The 17,733-nt window shown below is 34.4% G+C and carries 15 protein-coding genes; 6 read left to right on the top strand and 9 right to left on the bottom strand.

What is annotated here, in order from left to right; translation table 11 throughout:
* The first annotated feature begins 32 nt into the window (after positions 1-32).
* Both smpB and lgt read left to right on the top strand, forming a co-directional pair.
* A complete protein-coding gene (gene smpB, locus ABWU35_RS01715; protein ID WP_007301946.1) occupies positions 33-482 on the top strand; it encodes an SsrA-binding protein SmpB in 450 nt (149 codons plus the stop codon).
* A 6-nt stretch (positions 483-488) separates the two neighbouring features.
* Positions 489-1,280 (top strand): prolipoprotein diacylglyceryl transferase, encoded by a 792-nt coding sequence (gene lgt, locus ABWU35_RS01710; protein ID WP_007301947.1) that lies wholly within the window; start codon positions 489-491, stop codon positions 1,278-1,280.
* Between the two features lie 214 nt (positions 1,281-1,494).
* Here lgt and ABWU35_RS01705 read toward each other — a convergent pair whose 3' ends face one another.
* From ABWU35_RS01705 to ABWU35_RS01690, 4 genes are all read right to left on the bottom strand, one after another.
* The gene (locus ABWU35_RS01705) at positions 1,495-2,037 is read right to left on the bottom strand and encodes a hypothetical protein (RefSeq protein WP_007301948.1); all 543 of its coding nucleotides are present in this window, start codon (positions 2,035-2,037) and stop codon (positions 1,495-1,497) included.
* 84 nt (positions 2,038-2,121) lie between these two features.
* The gene (locus ABWU35_RS01700; protein WP_007301949.1) at positions 2,122-2,649 is read right to left on the bottom strand and encodes a phospholipase D family protein; all 528 of its coding nucleotides are present in this window, start codon (positions 2,647-2,649) and stop codon (positions 2,122-2,124) included.
* A 40-nt stretch (positions 2,650-2,689) separates the two neighbouring features.
* Complete coding sequence (locus ABWU35_RS01695) at positions 2,690-4,177, bottom strand: UbiD family decarboxylase (RefSeq protein ID WP_007301950.1); 1,488 nt, start codon at positions 4,175-4,177, stop codon at positions 2,690-2,692.
* 191 nt (positions 4,178-4,368) lie between these two features.
* Positions 4,369-6,108: a DUF3857 domain-containing protein gene (locus ABWU35_RS01690; protein ID WP_265028092.1), complete on the bottom strand. Its 1,740-nt coding sequence runs from the start codon at positions 6,106-6,108 to the stop codon at positions 4,369-4,371.
* A 339-nt stretch (positions 6,109-6,447) separates the two neighbouring features.
* On the opposite strand from ABWU35_RS01690, the gene ABWU35_RS01685 reads away from it, so the two are divergent.
* The 3 genes from ABWU35_RS01685 to ABWU35_RS01675 all read left to right on the top strand — a co-directional run bounded on the left by ABWU35_RS01685 (position 6,448) and on the right by ABWU35_RS01675 (position 9,628).
* On the top strand, positions 6,448-7,188 hold the full coding sequence (locus tag ABWU35_RS01685; protein ID WP_052264650.1) for a DsbA family protein: 741 nt from the start codon (positions 6,448-6,450) through the stop codon (positions 7,186-7,188).
* A 191-nt stretch (positions 7,189-7,379) separates the two neighbouring features.
* The gene (locus ABWU35_RS01680; protein WP_264685584.1) at positions 7,380-8,981 is read left to right on the top strand and encodes a hypothetical protein; all 1,602 of its coding nucleotides are present in this window, start codon (positions 7,380-7,382) and stop codon (positions 8,979-8,981) included.
* 53 nt (positions 8,982-9,034) lie between these two features.
* Positions 9,035-9,628 (top strand): TIGR02217 family protein, encoded by a 594-nt coding sequence (locus tag ABWU35_RS01675; protein ID WP_264685583.1) that lies wholly within the window; start codon positions 9,035-9,037, stop codon positions 9,626-9,628.
* Positions 9,629-9,701: 73 nt separating this feature from the next.
* On the opposite strand, the gene ABWU35_RS01670 is transcribed toward ABWU35_RS01675, so the two are convergent.
* Entirely contained in the window at positions 9,702-10,475 is a 774-nt protein-coding gene (locus ABWU35_RS01670; RefSeq protein WP_007301956.1) for a hypothetical protein, read from the bottom strand.
* Positions 10,476-10,669: 194 nt separating this feature from the next.
* A complete protein-coding gene (locus ABWU35_RS01665; protein ID WP_007301957.1) occupies positions 10,670-13,339 on the bottom strand; it encodes a 2-oxoglutarate dehydrogenase E1 component in 2,670 nt (889 codons plus the stop codon).
* Positions 13,340-13,731: 392 nt separating this feature from the next.
* Between ABWU35_RS01665 and ABWU35_RS01660 the strand changes: the two genes are divergently transcribed.
* A complete protein-coding gene (locus tag ABWU35_RS01660; protein WP_007301958.1) occupies positions 13,732-15,099 on the top strand; it encodes a hypothetical protein in 1,368 nt (455 codons plus the stop codon).
* Between the two features lie 7 nt (positions 15,100-15,106).
* Here ABWU35_RS01660 and trpS read toward each other — a convergent pair whose 3' ends face one another.
* From trpS to ABWU35_RS01645, 3 genes are all read right to left on the bottom strand, one after another.
* A complete protein-coding gene (trpS, locus tag ABWU35_RS01655) occupies positions 15,107-16,105 on the bottom strand; it encodes a tryptophan--tRNA ligase (protein WP_264685582.1) in 999 nt (332 codons plus the stop codon).
* 15 nt (positions 16,106-16,120) lie between these two features.
* Complete coding sequence (locus ABWU35_RS01650) at positions 16,121-16,681, bottom strand: nucleotide exchange factor GrpE (protein ID WP_007301960.1); 561 nt, start codon at positions 16,679-16,681, stop codon at positions 16,121-16,123.
* Between the two features lie 62 nt (positions 16,682-16,743).
* Positions 16,744-17,730, bottom strand: coding sequence for a polyprenyl synthetase family protein (locus tag ABWU35_RS01645; RefSeq protein WP_214303271.1), 987 nt, complete (start codon positions 17,728-17,730; stop codon positions 16,744-16,746).
* Between the last annotated feature and the right edge of the window lie 3 nt (positions 17,731-17,733).

The following is a 17,733-nucleotide window of genomic DNA, read 5'->3' as shown; positions in this document are numbered from 1 at the left end:
TAATATATTGAAGCTTAAAGATATCTTTAGATATGGAAGTTATTGCAGAAAATAGAAAAGCAAGGTTTGAATACTTTATCTTAGAAGAATTTGAAGCAGGTATGATCCTCTTAAGTAGTGAAGTGAAATCACTAAGGGAAAGAAAAGCAAACATTTCTGATGCTTACGTTACTGAAAAAAAAGGTGAAATATGGCTAAACAATATGCATATCGCAGAGTATAAAGCTGCAAACCAAAAGAATCACAAGCCAAAAAGAGAACGAAAATTGCTTTTGCATAAAAAAGAGATAAATAAGCTAATTGGTCAAATCAAAACCTCTGGAATAACTGTTGTGCCACTTTCTATCTATTTTAATGATAAAGGGTTGGCAAAAACTAAAATTGCCATTGTGAAAGGAAAAAAACTCTATGATAAGAGAGCAACCATAAAGCAGAGAGAGTGGGAACGTGAGAAAAGTAGATTGTCTAAGAATAATTTGTAGTAAAATATGTCTTTAAGTCCAGTTATTTTTAGCATCGGTCCTGTTTCTATATATTGGTACTCTTTAGCATATGTTTTGGGTATAGTTTTTGCATATTGGTATTTACATAAGCTAGACAATCAAAAAATATTTACTAAGAATTTTTACGATTCGTTATTAACAGCCGTTATTATAGGCATTATCCTTGGAGGTAGGCTTGGGTACGTATTGATATATGATCCAGTTCTCTATATAAGCAATCCTATCGAAATACTAAAGACCTGGGAAGGAGGTATGTCATTTCATGGCGGTGCTATAGGAGTTTTGCTTGCAGTAATAATCTCCTGTAGAAGACATAACATTCCTATATTTTACACACTGGATCTAATTTCTTGTGGAGTTCCGATAGGTTTACTTCTAGGCCGCATAGGTAATTTTATAAATGGAGAGTTATTTGGCAGGGTTACAACTATGCCGTGGGGTATGGTATTTCCAGAAAGTGGTGATAATTTATTGCGCCATCCAAGCCAACTTTATGAGGCATTTTTTGAAGGAGCGCTACTTTTCGTAGTTGTAAATTCACTATTTTACTTGAACAAAATGAGATTGTATTATGGTGCAACAACTGGAGTTGCAGTTATGTTGTATGGAGTAGCACGTTTTATGGTTGAATTTTTCCGCGAGCCAGACTATCAAATTGGCTATTTATGGTTCAATTTAACTATGGGACAGTTGCTTTCTATACCTATGATTTTGTTGGGAATGCTTATATATTTAGGTGCGTTGAATTTTAGGTTTAATACAAAATCTATTCAATAGACAAGAGGTAAGTTGAATAAAAAAATATAGTAGAAGTTTATCTACTACATAGCATGTACAACTGTACGAACTTTTCGTGTTGCAGAGAATAAACGTGAGGGCACAAACCTTTTGTTGCATAGCTATGAAACAAACTTAGTAGCTACTGACCAAATTCATTATTAAGTAGATATTCATTTTTCAACAAAATCCCCTTGATTTAGAAGCTACTCTATTAAAACATATTTTTAAACTTTTGCCAAAACCCTGGTTTATTATCATTAACCTTTGTGAAGGCTATGTTTAAACTGTATCTTGGATCGTTTGGCACATCATATCTAATATTCAGTATTGAAACTTCGTTTTTATTATGAACAGAAACATCGTCATATGATAACTTTGTCGTGTAGCACTTTATATGCTTTTGCTTATCATATACTATATCACCTGATTCCCCTTCTAGTTCTACAAATTTAGTTTTTTTCTGACATTCTTTTATTTTTATTAGATCCTTGTCTAGTGATATTGAAACCGGTAGTGTATTACCAGCATACTCTTTAGCTAAAAGCTCACTTTGAGGATACATTTTTATTTCCCTTCCAAAATGTGAGTCTATAAAATTATTGCTCCAAAATTTGTCTCCAGAATGTACATATTTGTCAGTAGCATACGGTACACCACCATAATTGCATTGAACTTTGTAATCTCCAACACCATTATTTTGAAAAAAATCATGAATGGCAGCGTAACTATCAGCAGCATCATTTATGTAATCCATTACCTACCCCTTAAAACCTTTTAATTTATTATATCACAAGAAATTAAATCTATCAATAAAAAGACTTTTTTTGATATCAAGTATCTAGGGAGCATATTGATAGGATTGTGACATTCGTATTTCCCAGTTCTTCACATACTGCTGGACTAATTCAGGATAATTTTCAATAATTAATAAATTTTCAGCGTTTCCCTTTTCAGCTGTCTTACTGAGGTTAAACGATCCTGTGATGACTTTTTGATTATCAACAATTATTACCTTATTATGAGCAATTTTTGGCTTATTATCGATCCAAATCGGTATTCCATTTGAAAACAATTCGCTTATGACACTATATTTTGAATGGAGTTGTGATTTATCTAAGACGACTTTAACATCAACACCACGCTCTTTGGCGTTAATCAAAGATTTTGCAACTGTTCCAAGAGTAAATGTATATTCTTGAACTAAGATAGATTCTTTAGATTGGTCTATCTCGCTGATTATCGGTACAGCACAGTCTTCTTCAGGTGAGAAGCAAACTGTTGCTTTTGGGCAAGGCGAGAATGTAGGACCCACATAGTAATACAGAGAAAAACATGCCGACAAAAATAAAAGATATAAAAGCCTCACAAACCACACCTAAATACACGGCGGTAGTCTACATCATATCTCAATCATCTGTCAACCCATATTCCTTCCACTTCTCTGTAACTTTCTTTATTATTTCCTCGCTCATTTCAATTTTTCTTCCCCATTCTCGTTTGGTTTCAGGTGGAAGTTTGTTTGTTGCATCAAACCCTATTTTACCTCCGAGACCACTTTCAGGGGAAGCAAAATCTAAATAATCAATTGGGGCATTCTCTATCGTAATTGTATCACGCACAGGGTCCATTCTTGTTGACATTGCCCACATCACTTCCTTCCAATCACGTATATTTATATCATCATCAACAACTATGATAAATTTGGTATATAAAAACTGTTTGAGAAAAGAGAGTATGCCCATAACAATTCTTTTTGCATGCCCTGGATAAGCCTTTTTTATCGATACTACCGCTATTCTATATGAACAACCTTCTGGAGGCAGATAAAAATCTACTATCTCCGGAAACTGATTGATAAGAATCGGCACAAAAATTTCGTTGAGTGCTTCACCAAGAATTGATGGTTCATCTGGTGGCTTGCCAGTGAAAGTGCTGAGATAAATTGGATCTTTGCGCATTGTAATTGCAGTAATGTTAAACTCAGGAAACTGTTCAACAGCATTATAGTAACCGGTATGGTCTCCGTATGGCCCTTCATCTCTATACTTATCTAAACTTACATATCCTTCCAGAACGATCTCAGCATGAGCTGGAACCTGAAGAGGAATAGTTTTACAATTTACAAGCTCAAGTGGTTTTTTTCGCAGCAGCCCGGCAAATTGGTATTCTGATAAAGTCTCCGGCACCGGAGTTACCGCAGCAATAATTGTTGCAGGATCGCTACCAATCACAGCAGCCGCAGGAAACTTCATATTTTGTCCCCTCTCCTTCCACCGTTTATGGTGACCTGCACCACCACGATGTGCAAGCCAGCGCATGAGAGTCGTTTTTTTATTCACAACCTGCATACGATATATTCCAAGATTGAAATTATCTTGCTTGTCTGCTGTTGGTCCTTTTGTTACCACAAGTGGCCAAGTGATAAGCGGTGCAGGCTCGTTTGGCCAGCATGTCTGAATAGGTAGCAAACTAAGATCCACCTCATCCCCAGTTAGCACCACCTCTTGACATGGGGCTTTGCTCACAACTTTGCTCCGCATCGACAATACAACTTTTAGTAGAGGAAACATTTTCACAGCATCTTTGAAGGTTTTTGGTGGCTCAGGTGATCGCAAAAATGCTAGAAGTTTACCCAGATCCCTTAATTCATCAGAATTTATACCAAGTCCGAATGCAATTCTCTCAATAGTACCAAATAAATTCACTAAAACGGGAATTGAATTTTTGCCATTTTCTGTGACAACATTTTCAAAGATGATAGCTGGTCCCTTGTTTGACAAAACCCTACGATGAATTTCTGTCATTTCAAGAATAGTTGAAACTTCTTTTTTAATTCTAATTAGATCTTTTTTTTCTTCTAATGCTCTGATGAAGTCGCGTAAGTTATTGTACATATTTTAAAAATTTTAAGCCTTTTAAGAAGTGCTTTTCCCAGCACAACTCATTCACTTATTATTATAGAGGCTCTAGAAAAATTATTCTCCAATTCGCTTTTTAAGTTTTTATATTCAGCAGTCTTTAATTCTTCATTGGTAATAAAGCTTTTCTTTATGGTTATTAAATTGCTAAATTCGGTTCCATCATTTTAATATTTACAGAACCTATTTACATATAACCAAGGAGAATTTATTTCAAAATTCAAATTTTCACAATTTTTAATTTTGATATCTTTTATTATCATATGGCTTTCCTTAGTTTTAGGAACACCAATAAAAAGATCTGACACTTGGTCAGAAGCTGTATTGACAACATCATTAAGCCAATTATCTCCTAAATTCAAAGCAGGTCCTAGATTTGTCTTAAAAATCTTATTTTTTTGCTGAAACTCATATTTGATTGTAAGATCTTCTACATTACGTAAAGTAAGGTCAGGCAATTCTAAGAACTTCTTTTCTTCTTCATCAAGATATACTCCACTAATCATACGAAAAACAGAATCCCTTAATTGCTCATTTGAATAATACAATCCAACCCCTGTTAAGCCTAAGGCTGCTTCCCCTTGCACGGTAAGCTGGCCATATTCATTTACAACATTATCTTCTATAGTTAATTCACTATGGGATATCACTTTTGAATTTTCACCTTGTACAGCAGGAATCTTTATGTAATCTGCTTCCTCAGAATCGAGTACTAGAGCGTTCCTATCAGCAATGTCTGGAAAAATACCCTGTGCCATACTGACGGTATTAGTTGGATCGATCCAATATATTTTTCCATCTCTATTTGTTACTTTGAGCATCACATGATTAAAATTACCCATATTAGGTAATGCTTCAGGATTAGAAGTGCTAGTAGTTCCTCTCATAACTAAAATAGGTTGAACTTTATAACCAAGTTTTTGCAGAATAGCAGCCGTGCTAGCAGAAAAGTCTTTGCAATCCCCGACTTGAGAATCAGCAATTTTCTCCAAATCTCTCGGAAAAAATTTTCCTGACACTGTACGCCAGTCTCCCATGTACTGAACTTTTTCATTCAATAAAGAAGTGACTGCATTAATTTTCTCCTCATCGGTACTCTCATTGTCAGCAAATTCTGCTATAGCTTCAAAAGTTGCAGGAAGCGGCTGATTGATAACGCTATGATATCCAGGAGCTAATTTTTTAGCTAAATCCTCCCATTCAGATAAGCTTGAAAGTGATACCCAAGTGTTGTGTTTTATGTTCAATATTCCATTATGTGGTTCATTTGTTGTGTTTTCATAAACTGCTTTCTTTAAAGCAATGCTTATAGAGTGTATATCATCATTTTTTTCCTCAGCGATTTCTAATACTTCTCTTGGATCATTAACTTTAATCTCCAGGGGTAATTCAGAATTGATTTTAGTATTTTCTGCTTGTAAATAATCCCCATGATAAGAAAAGCTCAAGCCATAAAAGTTATCAACAGGAACCTTTTTGTTAACTTGTTTATACCTTAAATATACTTCTGTACCAATTTCTATTTTAGGAAACGATATAGTTACTTGCCTTAACTGATCGAAACCTTTGCTAGGGCTAGCCAGCGGTTTATCCTCCATCATGTCTTCAGTTACTATATATTCTTCTCCGTTATAAGCTGTTTTAGCTTCTAAAACAGTCAAATCTGCACTATCATCATTGTAGATTAAACTATACAGAGAAAATCTATCACGCCCAGACTCCTTGAGTATTTTTGCTTGTAGTTCTACTTCCGTTTCGTAGGTACCATCTCTATTAACATTAATGTTAACATTAGAAAACTTAACCTCGACAGAAGCATCTTCGTACTTACTCCACCTTGCTTCAGCTGTCGAAGCTACAAAAAATGCTAACATTGCTAAGTTAAAGACAGCTTTTAAAAACCTCATTTTTTACTTACATTTATTGAAAAATCATTCTATTATATCCGAACAACACTATCGGAAATGTAAGACTTAGTGTGTTCATATTACTTAGCGACGCGCTTACCGATATTATATGCAGCGATTACAAGATAATCAACTTTTTTGCTTACAATTTGCTAGAAATAGCGGTAAAGACTATCTAAATCTTTATAAATGCCTTACTTTGCAAAATTTTTCATCACCAAATCTTATGATGAACTTTACAAAAATATCTTAAATTTCATTTTATAAAGTTTGCATTTCTTGATAAAAATGTTTTAACATTAAGCATTTCTTTAATATTTGTATTCTTTAAGTAAGTATATGTCTAAGATACCATTTTTATTGATTTTTATACTTGCAGTAGCAAGTTTACCAGTAATAAACAATTGGCTTTCACACCGCAGTCAGAACTTAAATGATGATTATATAGGTGAGAGATTGGATAATTACATCAGTAAAAATTTTGATAGAGTTCTAAAAGCTCTCCAGGAAGAGTCAGCTAAAAATAGTTATGCTAATGCAACCAAAAATAAAATTTCTCAGCATAAAAATGAAATATTCGACTCCACTTATCCTTACTCGGGAAATGAAAATAGCAATATCATAGCTGTAGGTTTTTTTGACTATTCTTGTGGATATTGCAAAGCTATAAAGAACGATGTAAAACAATTGATCAATGATGGCAAAATTAAGTATATCTTTAGAGATGCTCCAATACTTGGTAACAATTCTTTAAAGGCAGCAAAAGGTGCTTTAGCAACTTATTTTATCGATAAAGAAAAGTACTTAGATTTTCACTATGCTGCACTAGATCACAGAGGAGAATTTTCAGATAAAACTATATTAGGTATAGTGAAAAATATAGGGATTAACGAGAACGATTTTAATAACTCTATGAAAAATAATGCAGACAAAATTGAGCAAATGATAAACAACAGCAAACTTTTAGTAAGGAATTTAGGAGTAGGCGGTACACCTTTTTTGATAATTGGAGATAGTCTTTTTGTAGGAGCAACTGATTTAAATGTGCTACGCAAAAAAGTGGATGAGTTAAAAGATTAATAAATTCCCTGCTTGACAGCATAAGAGAGTTTAAGTATAGTTAAGATATACTAAGTAACAATATGTATAGGCTACATATTAGTTCAAGAAAAGTAGGTGATGTTTGCTTGCAACACAGCACGACCTTAAGTAATTAGCCTTCCTAGGCTGATTAATCTATTAAAATACAATCATTATTTTGGAGTTATAACATGAAAAATTTCAACAGAAAACCAATTGCTCTTTTTCGGCAAGTCGAAAAAAGCACAAAATTAAGTCAATTTTTATTGAATAATCTAGACTCTTTTTATTCTCAAAGGCTAGGAAGACTAGTTGATAAATTTCGGGCACAAAAAACAAAAAAAAGTAATTCATTGACTGATCTAAAGAAAGCTTATCCTGAAAAGCTAAAAATAGGAGCTTCTATATCAGAAGGAGATTGCTTTTTTGACTCCTTGGCTCAAGGATTGAATGAGCTAAATATAAAACCTGGTCATCGTTTTACCGCAAAATCATTAAGAGAAGATTGTGAAAATTATGCTAAAGCAAATGCAAATTCGTGGGTTTATAAAAAAATAACAGGAGATGCTGAAGAAGGAGGATATTTTGTAGGTGAAGGAAATTTGGATAGCAAAGTAATAGCGAAGGAAAGAAATAGCGAAGATGAAAAAGGCATATCTGCACAAACAGACTGGTGTAAAGGTGAAGAAATAATAACCAAATATACAGAAGAGGAGTTTTTCAGCTGGTTACTAGAGGAATATCGTGAAGATAGAGAAGGGAAGATTTTAGAGATTTTGAAAAGTAGATATGGCACAGATAATGATTTGTTACTAGAAGACTATAACGAATATGAAACAAGTAAAGATAAAGAAGAAGAAATAAGCGAAGATGAAGAAGAAATAAGCGAAGATGGAAAAGAAAAAGGAGAAAAAGTTACTATTAAGCCAGATAATTCCAAGTCTTTTTCTAAATATCTAAACAACATTAAAAATATGTCTACAGAAACTAATTCTCTAGCTATATGGGGTCGTCCAGAGATTGAAGGGAGAATGATATGCGACAAGTACAAAGTGGAACTTTATATTTATTCAATAGAGGAAGATAGTCAAAAAGTTACGGTAACTAAAATTACAGCACATGATGATGATCCAGAAGTTTTTATACAAGATATAAATCTCAATCAACTAGAGATAGATAGTAGCAAAAAAACTGTAGGAGTAGTGAATTACATGAGGCATTTTGTGCCACTTCTTAGCAAAATCCCTTCTGATATAACAGAAAATCAATCAGTTTCTAATGAAGAAATCTTTGGTGAGGTTACAGAAGCTTCTGCTTCTGATCAATCAGAGCAAGAAGAACAATATAATATCAGAACTAGCAAATCAGCAATTGTGCAAGATCATGAAACACAAAAAGAGAGAATTAATACCAGCGCTAGTGAGCCAATTCATACAGATACAGTAATTACTATTTCTCATCAACAAGGGCAAGAAACACAACAAGAGGAAATAGAAAAGAAATTAATCAATAGTTACAGAAGAGAAGCTATTTATAGCATAGCTGCTGTAATAACAGCTATAGCATTCACAGCATCTGCTATAGCTGCTGTTTTTACTCAACCAATGCCTTTAGCATGTCTTGCTGGAGTTGCTTTAGCCATTGCATGTGTTTGTGTATATCAGTTAACGCAGAGTCATCAAGACATTAACGAACTGAAAGGTAAGGTAGGAGAAAACAACACCTTTACTTTTCTAGAAGAAACGGGATTTAAAATTTATAGCCTGATTGATAAAGCAGCTTCAAAAATTTAAGATCTTTCCTACTTCATCTATATCAACTCAACTTTATTTTTACAGGAGGGCATATGTCATTTACAGAAATTAGATTTCCAGAAAATATATCTTATGGCTCTACTGGAGGACCTGAATTTTCCACTGACGTTGTAACAACTCATAATGGTTGTGAGCAGCGCAATATCAATTGGTCTCGTGCACGTGCCAGGTATAACATAGCTTATGGAGTTAGGTCAAACGAGCAGCTAACAGAACTCATAACATTTTTTCAGGCACGAAAAGGTAAAGCAATAGGATTTCGTTTTAAGGATTGGTCAGACTTTACAGTTATCAATCAAGAAATTGGCATAGGAGACGATAAAAAAACGATCTTTCAACTGATGAAAACTTACATAAGTGGAAAAGACAAGCATATACGAACTATTAAAAAGCCAGTGCATGATACAATAAAAATTTACCTATATGGTGAAAAGACAGAAAAATATTCAGTGAATTATTCAACTGGAGAAATAGCATTTATGAAACCACCAGCAAAAGGCACAATAATCACCGCAAGCTTCGAATTTGATGTACCAGTACGATTTGATACAGATTACCTAAACGCTTCTATTGATAACTATGGCAGCAATAGCTGGAACAATATTCCCTTGGTGGAAGTGAAATAAAGTTAAAGTATGCTCCATAAAAGTTAAGCGATACTGAGGCTCATATTTAAATGAGCCTTGCACATTTTAAAGTCTATCGCCCATTACAATGTTCCACACTCGAAATTTGAGGAAATTCCAATGTAGTGTTTTCTCTTTCTTGTAAAATAGAAAGTTTTAATAATTCTTTTAGAACTAACTTTACAAGTGTTGTACCATTTTCCTTAAAGAGGTAGTCCATCCTATTGGTTTTCTGTATGTGATTGACAAAATTTCTAGCTTCCTCATTAAAAGCCTCGATTGTGTTGATACAAGATAATACTAAATTCGAGCTATTTATTGCTAAAATTCCATTTACGAAAATATCTAATTTTGTTTTATCTTCAGTCAAATCTTCAGCTAACCTATTTCTGATATTATCATTATCAAACAAAATGTACTCTAGGTACGAGGAAGACTCAATAAGTATAAAATCTTCTAAAGGTACTGATTCTAAACATTCGTCAATATAAGTAAGTATTCCAAACTCAGTAATACACCCTTCTTTTCTCACAACATAGCACTTAGGAAGACCACGATACATTGATAGCAAAGAAAAAAGACGTATTATACTTGTACCTCTATCTTTCATTTCCTCGAGAAGCTTTCTATCATTTATTAGTTTGTGCAAAATGTAATCCGTAGCAGGACCTGGTTTACGAAAACGAAACATATTATTTTCTGCAAAAATAGCCTCAGCTAATTCGATAGACTTTTTATCCTCATCTATAAAAGCCTTTTTGTCTCTATTTAACCGTATGATTTTAGCCTTGCTATCGCTGCGTAGTCTAGTTTGCCCTATTAGCCTCTCAAATGTTTTTGTCCTCATATATATCTTATATTAATTAATATTAATATTTACTATATTAACTACTTTGAGAAAAATAAATGAAAATCTTAATAAATATTATACTTTTATAAAAAAATAAAAGTCTTTTTATATTTGTATGAGTATATAAAAGGTTTGATTGTTGTAAGTTATCTAAGTGCTAGAGTCTAATTAATAAGTCTGCTTGAAGCCGCTCAGTGTTTGTACAGTTGTACCTGCGCAACTTGCTTCAAAATTTCTGCTTGTTGCTGAGCATGGATATTAGCATAACCACATGCAGGAGATGCAGCAGCAGGTCTTGCAATGCACTTAGGTCTTTTTGCTTGAGCATTGAGGCCAGACAATACCTCTTCTATCAATGGGTTGACAAAGAACCATCCTCCCATATTTTTTGGTTCCTCTTGACACCATATAATTTCAGCGTTCTTATATTTTTCGAGTTCATTGTTTAGTTTATCGGCCGGGAATGGATAAAATTGTTCTAAACGCACTACTGCTATATCGTTTATTTTTTGTGCTTCAAGCATTTCAATTATGTCGTAATAAACTTTACCACTACATATTACAACTTTACGTATTTTATCACTTGCAACTAAACCTGTTCTACACTCTGGAATTACCGTAAGAAATTTTCCTTCAAAGTCAGAAAGGTTAGAAACTGCGCTTTTATGACGCAATAGTGATTTAGGTGTAAACACCACTAAAGGCTTACGAAAATCTCGATTAATTTGTCGGCGTAAAGCATGAAAATAATTCGCAGGAGTAGAGCAATTAACCACCTGCATATTATCCTCTGCACAGAGCTGCAAAAACCTCTCTATACGAGCAGAACTATGCTCAGGCCCCTGCCCTTCATAACCATGAGGCAAAAGTAGAACTAGACCACTTGACCGCAACCACTTTGTTTCTGCAGATGAGATAAATTGGTCGATCATAATTTGCGCGCCATTTGCAAAATCACCAAACTGCCCTTCCCAGAGCACAAGTGAATAAGGAGAATCAAGGCTATATCCATATTCAAAACCCATCACAGCATACTCAGATAGTGCGCTATCTATAACTTCAAAGCGAGCTTGCTTCTCACTTATGTTGTTCAGTGGAATAAACGTTTCTTCTGTTACTTGATCAACAAGTCTTGAATGACGGTGCGAGAAGGTACCGCGACCAGAATCTTGTCCTGACAAGCGCACTCCTATTCCTTCTTTAAGCAATGACGCGAATGCAAGACTTTCACCAGTTGCCCAGTCTATGTTGCTACCGGAATTTATACTGTCTATTCTGCCATCAAGTATTCTTCTGACTTTATTATTGAGATTAAAACTACTTGGAATATTGCTATTTATGTGTACACCCAATTTTTTTAGCTCATCTGGTGAAACACCAGAGTCCGTATAATATTCACTCAAATCGTTCAACTTTGCTCTCCTGAGTTTTAACCACACTCCATCAAACCAGTCAGCTTTCTTCGGAGTATAAGTCGTTGACTCAGTAAGGCTTTTATCCAATCTTGTTCTAAATTCGCTGCGTAATTTACTTACTTCATCGCTACCTAGCACTTTCTCTGCAGTCAGCTTCTCTTCGTACAGCGTGCCTGGAGTTTTATGCTTTGATATTGCTTTATACATAAGTGGCTGAGTAAAATTTGGCTCATCGCCTTCATTATGGCCATATTTGCGGTAGCATATTATGTCAATCACCACATCCTTTTTAAATTTCTGCACATACTCCATTGCCAAATTCGCAACAAAACTCACAGCTTCTGGATTATCTCCATTAACATGAAATATTGGAGCTTCTATTGATTTTGCTACATCAGTGCAATAAAAAGATGAGCGTGCACAATTAGGATTTGCAGTAAAACCAACTTGGTTATTAATGACAATATGCACGATACCACCAACTTTATAACCTTCAATGTTGCTCAAAGTCAGGGTTTCAGCAACCACTCCCTGCCCGATAAAAGCTGCATCACCATGAATTGATATGCCAAGCACAGATCTCGTATTTTGTTTTGCTCTTACTCTTCCAGCTAGAACCGGATTTACCGCCTCAAGGTGAGATGGGTTAGGACATAAACTTAAGTGTATTTTTTTACCACCAGCAAGTGCTCGATCAGAAGAGTAACCAAGGTGATATTTGACATCACCAGACACCTCAAGACCACTTGGATATGCAAGGTTGCCTTGAAATTCAGACAGCATTGCCGCATAATCTTTTCCCATCACTTTGGTTAGAACATTGAGCCGTCCTCGGTGGGCCATACCAAGAACTATTTCTTCAATACCAAAAGCTGCAGAATCACTAATAACTCTTTCAATTGCAACAATGGCTGACTCCCCACCTTCGATAGAAAAACGCTTATATCCAGGAAATTTCATATGGAGAAATTGCTCGAACATCTCAGATTCAATCAAGTGCCTTAGTATTTCTTTTTTATCCTGAGGGCTTAGCGTATAGACCTGATTTTCAATTTTCTCCTGCAGCCAAACTCTTTCCTCATAAGAGGAAATATGCATAAATTCAAAACCGATATTCTTGCAGTAAATATCTCTGTAGATTCTAGTGTCACTTGTAGGAGAAAGATTCAAGTATTTTTGATAATCTATTTCCTTATTTACATGCGGTGATAATGGATTTAAGTCTGCAAAAAAGTGACCATAAAATCTGAAAAAATTTGCTAAATCATCAACATCTACCTTAGCTTCATTCTGTGCCCTGCAGGGTTCTGCTTTATTAACTTCTAAATTGCTCGAAAAAATTCTGTGCCAATCTTCTCCAATTGATTTATCGCCTTGCAAGTAACGGCTATAAATTTCTTCCACAAATTCGACATTATCGCCATAAAGGCAGCTTAAATTCGACATAATCACTACAAAAGATATCAAATACTTATAAGTATAACTTAAGTTTTTTAAAAAAGAACTCCTTTAGTTTCTAATTATTAAGTTATACAAACACTGTAATCCGAGTTTTCCAGAAAGGGTGTCATTCTAGACTGACATCTAATCTTTCCATAAATGCTGTATTTCAACATAAAACAACTATACTCATCAACTTGTGCCCAATCATAATTCCTAGATTCCAGTGTTAGCTACTTGTTTTTTGGATTTCTATACTATTGCTGATTGAAGATTATTGAAATTTTTTGCACATTAAGGAACGCAAGCGTTTATGAGTCAGAGGATAAGTCATATAACATTTACTCGGTCTTAATACTTTGAATTTATATTTAAGTAAACGATAAACAGTAATTGGTATGAGTGATCTATTTAAAAGTGACAATTATGATAAAAATCTCAATTCTTTGATAAGAGTCATAAAGCTGAAGGATACAAAAAAAATTAATGAACAATATGATGAAACACTGAAAGATTTATCTCAAGCTCTGAAGAATTTTACAAACAACGCAAAAGATGTAGCCAAATTTGTTATATATAGCGACTTGAATAATTATGTAGAACCTTTGAGCACAAAGCCACTCGGTTTTATTGGAACATTAAAAGGGATATTAGATAGAGTCTTGGGAAAAGATATTCCAACTAATGATAATGACATAAAAAATTTTGTTGGTGATGAATTATCAGGTTTCACTATAGAAAAAGCAGCCGAATACACAAATATTTTAAGTACAATTAATCTATTCAAGAAAGGACTTAAAGAAATTTTAGATTCGAAACAGAGTGGAAAAGGCAATAAAGAACATAAATCATACGAAGTAAGCACGGAAAATAAAACGACATCAAAGCAGAAGGAAGATACTCCTAAGCTGCAAAAAGGAAAACAGCCGGCAGGAAAATCAGGTATGAAGAAAATAAAACGGCCAACAACGGCACCTCCGCCACCTCCTACTGCCTCAAAAAAGGTACACTTTAAACCAGAAATAGAGAATGTATCTCCTGAAGATTCAGGCTATGAAAGTTCATTAAGTGAAGAGTCTGGAAATGAGGAAATATCAAATTATCAAGAGAAAAGTAGTAAATCTTCAACAAAAGATTCGGAAGACTCAAAGTTAGCTAAAAAGGAGCCAACTCACAAAACGAAACCTAAGAAAAATGCAGGAACAAGAAGAGGATATAAAAAGAGACAGGCTCCAGAGCCACCAGCGCTAAACGCTACCAATCAAGAAATTAAGCAAGAAACTAAAGAAGATAAATCTGAAATACTGTCAAATCCTAAAAGGCTAGATATTGTTGATCAACAAGTGAGCACGAAACCAATAATAGTAGAAGTGACTTCGCAAAAATCAGCTGAAAGTAAACCAATCCTGAAAAAATCTGCTGATAAAGCATCATCAGAAGTAAAAGCGGTTATTATAAAAGAAAAAGTAAATAGCAAGAAGGACGGTAGAGTAAAGTCAATAGTAGGAAAGTTTGAGCAAAATCAAGTTGCTAAGAGCAAAGCCACCCCTGCAACACAAGCAGATATCGGTATGAAGAAAGATCCTGCACCATCGCAAGAAACTGCCTCCCAATCTCACTCATTTCCGGTAGGAAATAAAAGATCTAAAATGAACCCCATAACAGCAAAGTCCGATTCTAAACTTCCGGTTAGTAAAAAACCTCTTCTCACTCATGTTAGTGTAAAGAAAATAGCTGCACGATTTGAAAGCCATGGGAAGAAATAGTTGTAACCTATTGAACAAACCCTATAATATCCTTGATCTTTTTTATATTGTTATTTGCAATCTCTGCTGCTTTTTCTGTACCTTCTTTTAATATTTTATGTAAATGGAGCTGATCCCTCAAAAGACCGTTCAACTTCTCACGTATGGGTGATATAACACTGATGATTAAGTCAGCTAACTCTTTTTTAAAGTGTTTCATATCATGTTTATTCACTTCTTCACACACTTTTTCCACATTTAAATCACTAAGCACTGAATAAACGTTTACCAAATTGTTTACTTCTGGACGGCACTTTAAAGTAGCAAAATCAAAGCCTAGAATTGAATCTGTTTTTGCTTTTTCTATTTTCTTGACAATCAAGTCATCTGTATCGTCAAGGTTAATGCATGAGTATTCTGAAGAATCAGATTTGCTCATCTTGCTTGCTCCATCTCTTAAGCTCATTATCCTTGATGTACAATCCAAAGTTAAGATTTCAGGTATGATGAAATGACTACATTTATAATGATTGTTAAAAGCTGATGCAATATCACGTGCAAGTTCTAAATGCTGTTTTTGATCATCGCCAACAGGAACATATTTAGTTTGATACAGCAATATATCCGCAGCCATAAGTACTGGGTAGCTATATAACCCAAGAGAAGCTTTTTGTCTATCGCTTCCAGCCTTATCTTTAAATTGAGTCATACGATTAAGCCAACCAATTGGTGTATAGCACCCTAGCAGCCAGCCCAATTCTGCATGACCACTAACTGCGGATTGATTGAAAATAATCGACTTTTCCGGATCTATTCCACATGCAATATAAGTTGCTGCTACTTTAAAAATATTATTTTTTAATTCATTTGCGGGAAGCTTATTTGCTGTGATTGCATGCAGATCAACAACACAAAAAAGAGATTTATATTTATCCTGCAAGCCTATCCACTGCTTAATTGCACCAAGATAATTGCCCAAGTGTAATACTCCACTTGGCTGAATACCTGAGAAGACAACTTCTTCCATATCTTGAGTGTTTTATTAGTTACTTTCGCAATCAGCAGATTTTTTAGAAAGAATAACCATTGCAGGACGAAGCAACCTATTTTTAATGGTATAACCAGTTTGTAGTACTTCTACAATAGTGCCAGGCTCTTTTTCATTATCTTCTCTTTCCACAACAGCTTGATGTAAATTGCTGTCAAAAGAGTTACCTATTGGATCTATTTCTTCTATTCCATGTTTTTTTAGATCACTCACAATCTTTTGGTGCGCCACTTTTATTCCTTCATGAATAGGATCACCATCTTTCAAGTTTTCCATTGCTTTTTTTAAATTGTCACAAGAGTCGATCATATCACGTGCAAATTTTGTGACTGCATAATCACTTGCATCGCTAATTTGCTTTTGCATTATACGTTTAACGTTTTCATTATCCGCAACAGCGCGACGTAAATGATCTTCAAGCTGAACTGCACGTTCTTTTAATATATTAAGCTCTTCACTTAAATCACCTGTTTGCTGATCTTCTTGATCATCCCCTTTTCGTTTACTGACCATATCTGCAAATTTCTTTTTTTTCTCTTTATTACTATCTGACATATCATTCACCCTTACAAACTTAATAAATATATAACAATCAATCTAAAAATATCAAGCGTTAGCTATCCTTGTCTTTCTATGCTTGCATTTAAAAAGTCAATCAAAGCAGTTTTATAAAGAGAATCAGAAAAAGTATCAATATTACTTTGCGCCATATTAATATAGTGTTTAGCTTCTTCCATAGAAACATGAATGGCATTATGATGATTAATATATTGTAATGCTTGGTCAAAATTGTGTCTAGCTGAAGAAAAAGATTTCTCCCAGAATTTTTGTTCTGATGGACTGCCTTTTTCATATGCTATAATAGAAGGTAAAGTAACTTTACCTTCAAAGAAATCTTTTCCAAGTTGCTTTCCTAAAGTGCCTTGATTAGCAGTATAATCTAGCACGTCATCAATTATTTGGAATGCCATACCAAAATTAAACCCGAAATTCCTTAGCCTCTCTGTTTCGTCACTTGTGGCTCCAGATACTACTGATGCAGCCTCGGAGCATGCAGAAAATAAAGATGCTGTCTTTTCTCCAATGATATTAAAATAATTTTTCCTAATTGTGTTAGGGTCAAAACGCGTTGTCATCTGCTTTATCTCACCCTTGACAAGCAAATTAGATGCCTTAGATAAAATAGAGAGAACACTTAAATTCCCACATTCTATAAGCCATCTAAATGCTAAGGTCAATAATAGATCACCAACTAAAATGCTTGATTTATTCCCCCAAATTTTATTTGCTGTTGCAACTCCATGGCGTGCCTTACTTTCATCAAGCACATCATCATGAAGTAAAGTAGCGTTGTGTATAAATTCTACCGATGCAGCAATGTTGACCCTACTCTCTCCAGAGTAATTCAGCATTTTACACATAATAAAAATGAGCTTAGGCCTTATCTTTTTTCCTCCTGAATTAATAAGATGAGATGTAATATCGGTAGCAAGCTTAGTACCTTCATCATTGACATTTTTGAAGATAAAGTCATTCATAGCCAATAAATCAGAAGATACAATATCATCTAATTTACTACTTTTTGTTAAATCAGTGTTTAGCATTTA

The organism is Wolbachia endosymbiont (group B) of Xylocampa areola (assembly GCF_964028205.1).
Lineage (GTDB): Bacteria > Pseudomonadota > Alphaproteobacteria > Rickettsiales > Anaplasmataceae > Wolbachia.
This window is presented reverse-complemented; position numbering and strand designations above follow the sequence as displayed.

Excerpts from the sequence above, each read along its gene's own strand:
- lgt (WP_007301947.1), top strand. The coding sequence starts at position 489 with ATGTCTTTAAGTCCAGTTATTTTTAGCATCGGTCCTGTTTCTATATAT.
- ABWU35_RS01645 (WP_214303271.1), bottom strand. The coding sequence starts at position 17,730 with ATGCTAAACACTGATTTAACAAAAAGTAGTAAATTAGATGATATTGTA.
- ABWU35_RS01665 (WP_007301957.1), bottom strand. The coding sequence starts at position 13,339 with ATGTCGAATTTAAGCTGCCTTTATGGCGATAATGTCGAATTTGTGGAA.
- ABWU35_RS01675 (WP_264685583.1), top strand. The coding sequence starts at position 9,035 with ATGTCATTTACAGAAATTAGATTTCCAGAAAATATATCTTATGGCTCT.
- ABWU35_RS01695 (WP_007301950.1), bottom strand. The coding sequence starts at position 4,177 with ATGTACAATAACTTACGCGACTTCATCAGAGCATTAGAAGAAAAAAAA.
- ABWU35_RS01690 (WP_265028092.1), bottom strand. The coding sequence starts at position 6,108 with ATGAGGTTTTTAAAAGCTGTCTTTAACTTAGCAATGTTAGCATTTTTT.
- ABWU35_RS01680 (WP_264685584.1), top strand. The coding sequence starts at position 7,380 with ATGAAAAATTTCAACAGAAAACCAATTGCTCTTTTTCGGCAAGTCGAA.
- ABWU35_RS01660 (WP_007301958.1), top strand. The coding sequence starts at position 13,732 with ATGAGTGATCTATTTAAAAGTGACAATTATGATAAAAATCTCAATTCT.
- ABWU35_RS01705 (WP_007301948.1), bottom strand. The coding sequence starts at position 2,037 with ATGGATTACATAAATGATGCTGCTGATAGTTACGCTGCCATTCATGAT.
- ABWU35_RS01650 (WP_007301960.1), bottom strand. The coding sequence starts at position 16,681 with ATGTCAGATAGTAATAAAGAGAAAAAAAAGAAATTTGCAGATATGGTC.
- smpB (WP_007301946.1), top strand. The coding sequence starts at position 33 with ATGGAAGTTATTGCAGAAAATAGAAAAGCAAGGTTTGAATACTTTATC.
- trpS (WP_264685582.1), bottom strand. The coding sequence starts at position 16,105 with ATGGAAGAAGTTGTCTTCTCAGGTATTCAGCCAAGTGGAGTATTACAC.
- ABWU35_RS01685 (WP_052264650.1), top strand. The coding sequence starts at position 6,448 with ATGTCTAAGATACCATTTTTATTGATTTTTATACTTGCAGTAGCAAGT.
- ABWU35_RS01670 (WP_007301956.1), bottom strand. The coding sequence starts at position 10,475 with ATGAGGACAAAAACATTTGAGAGGCTAATAGGGCAAACTAGACTACGC.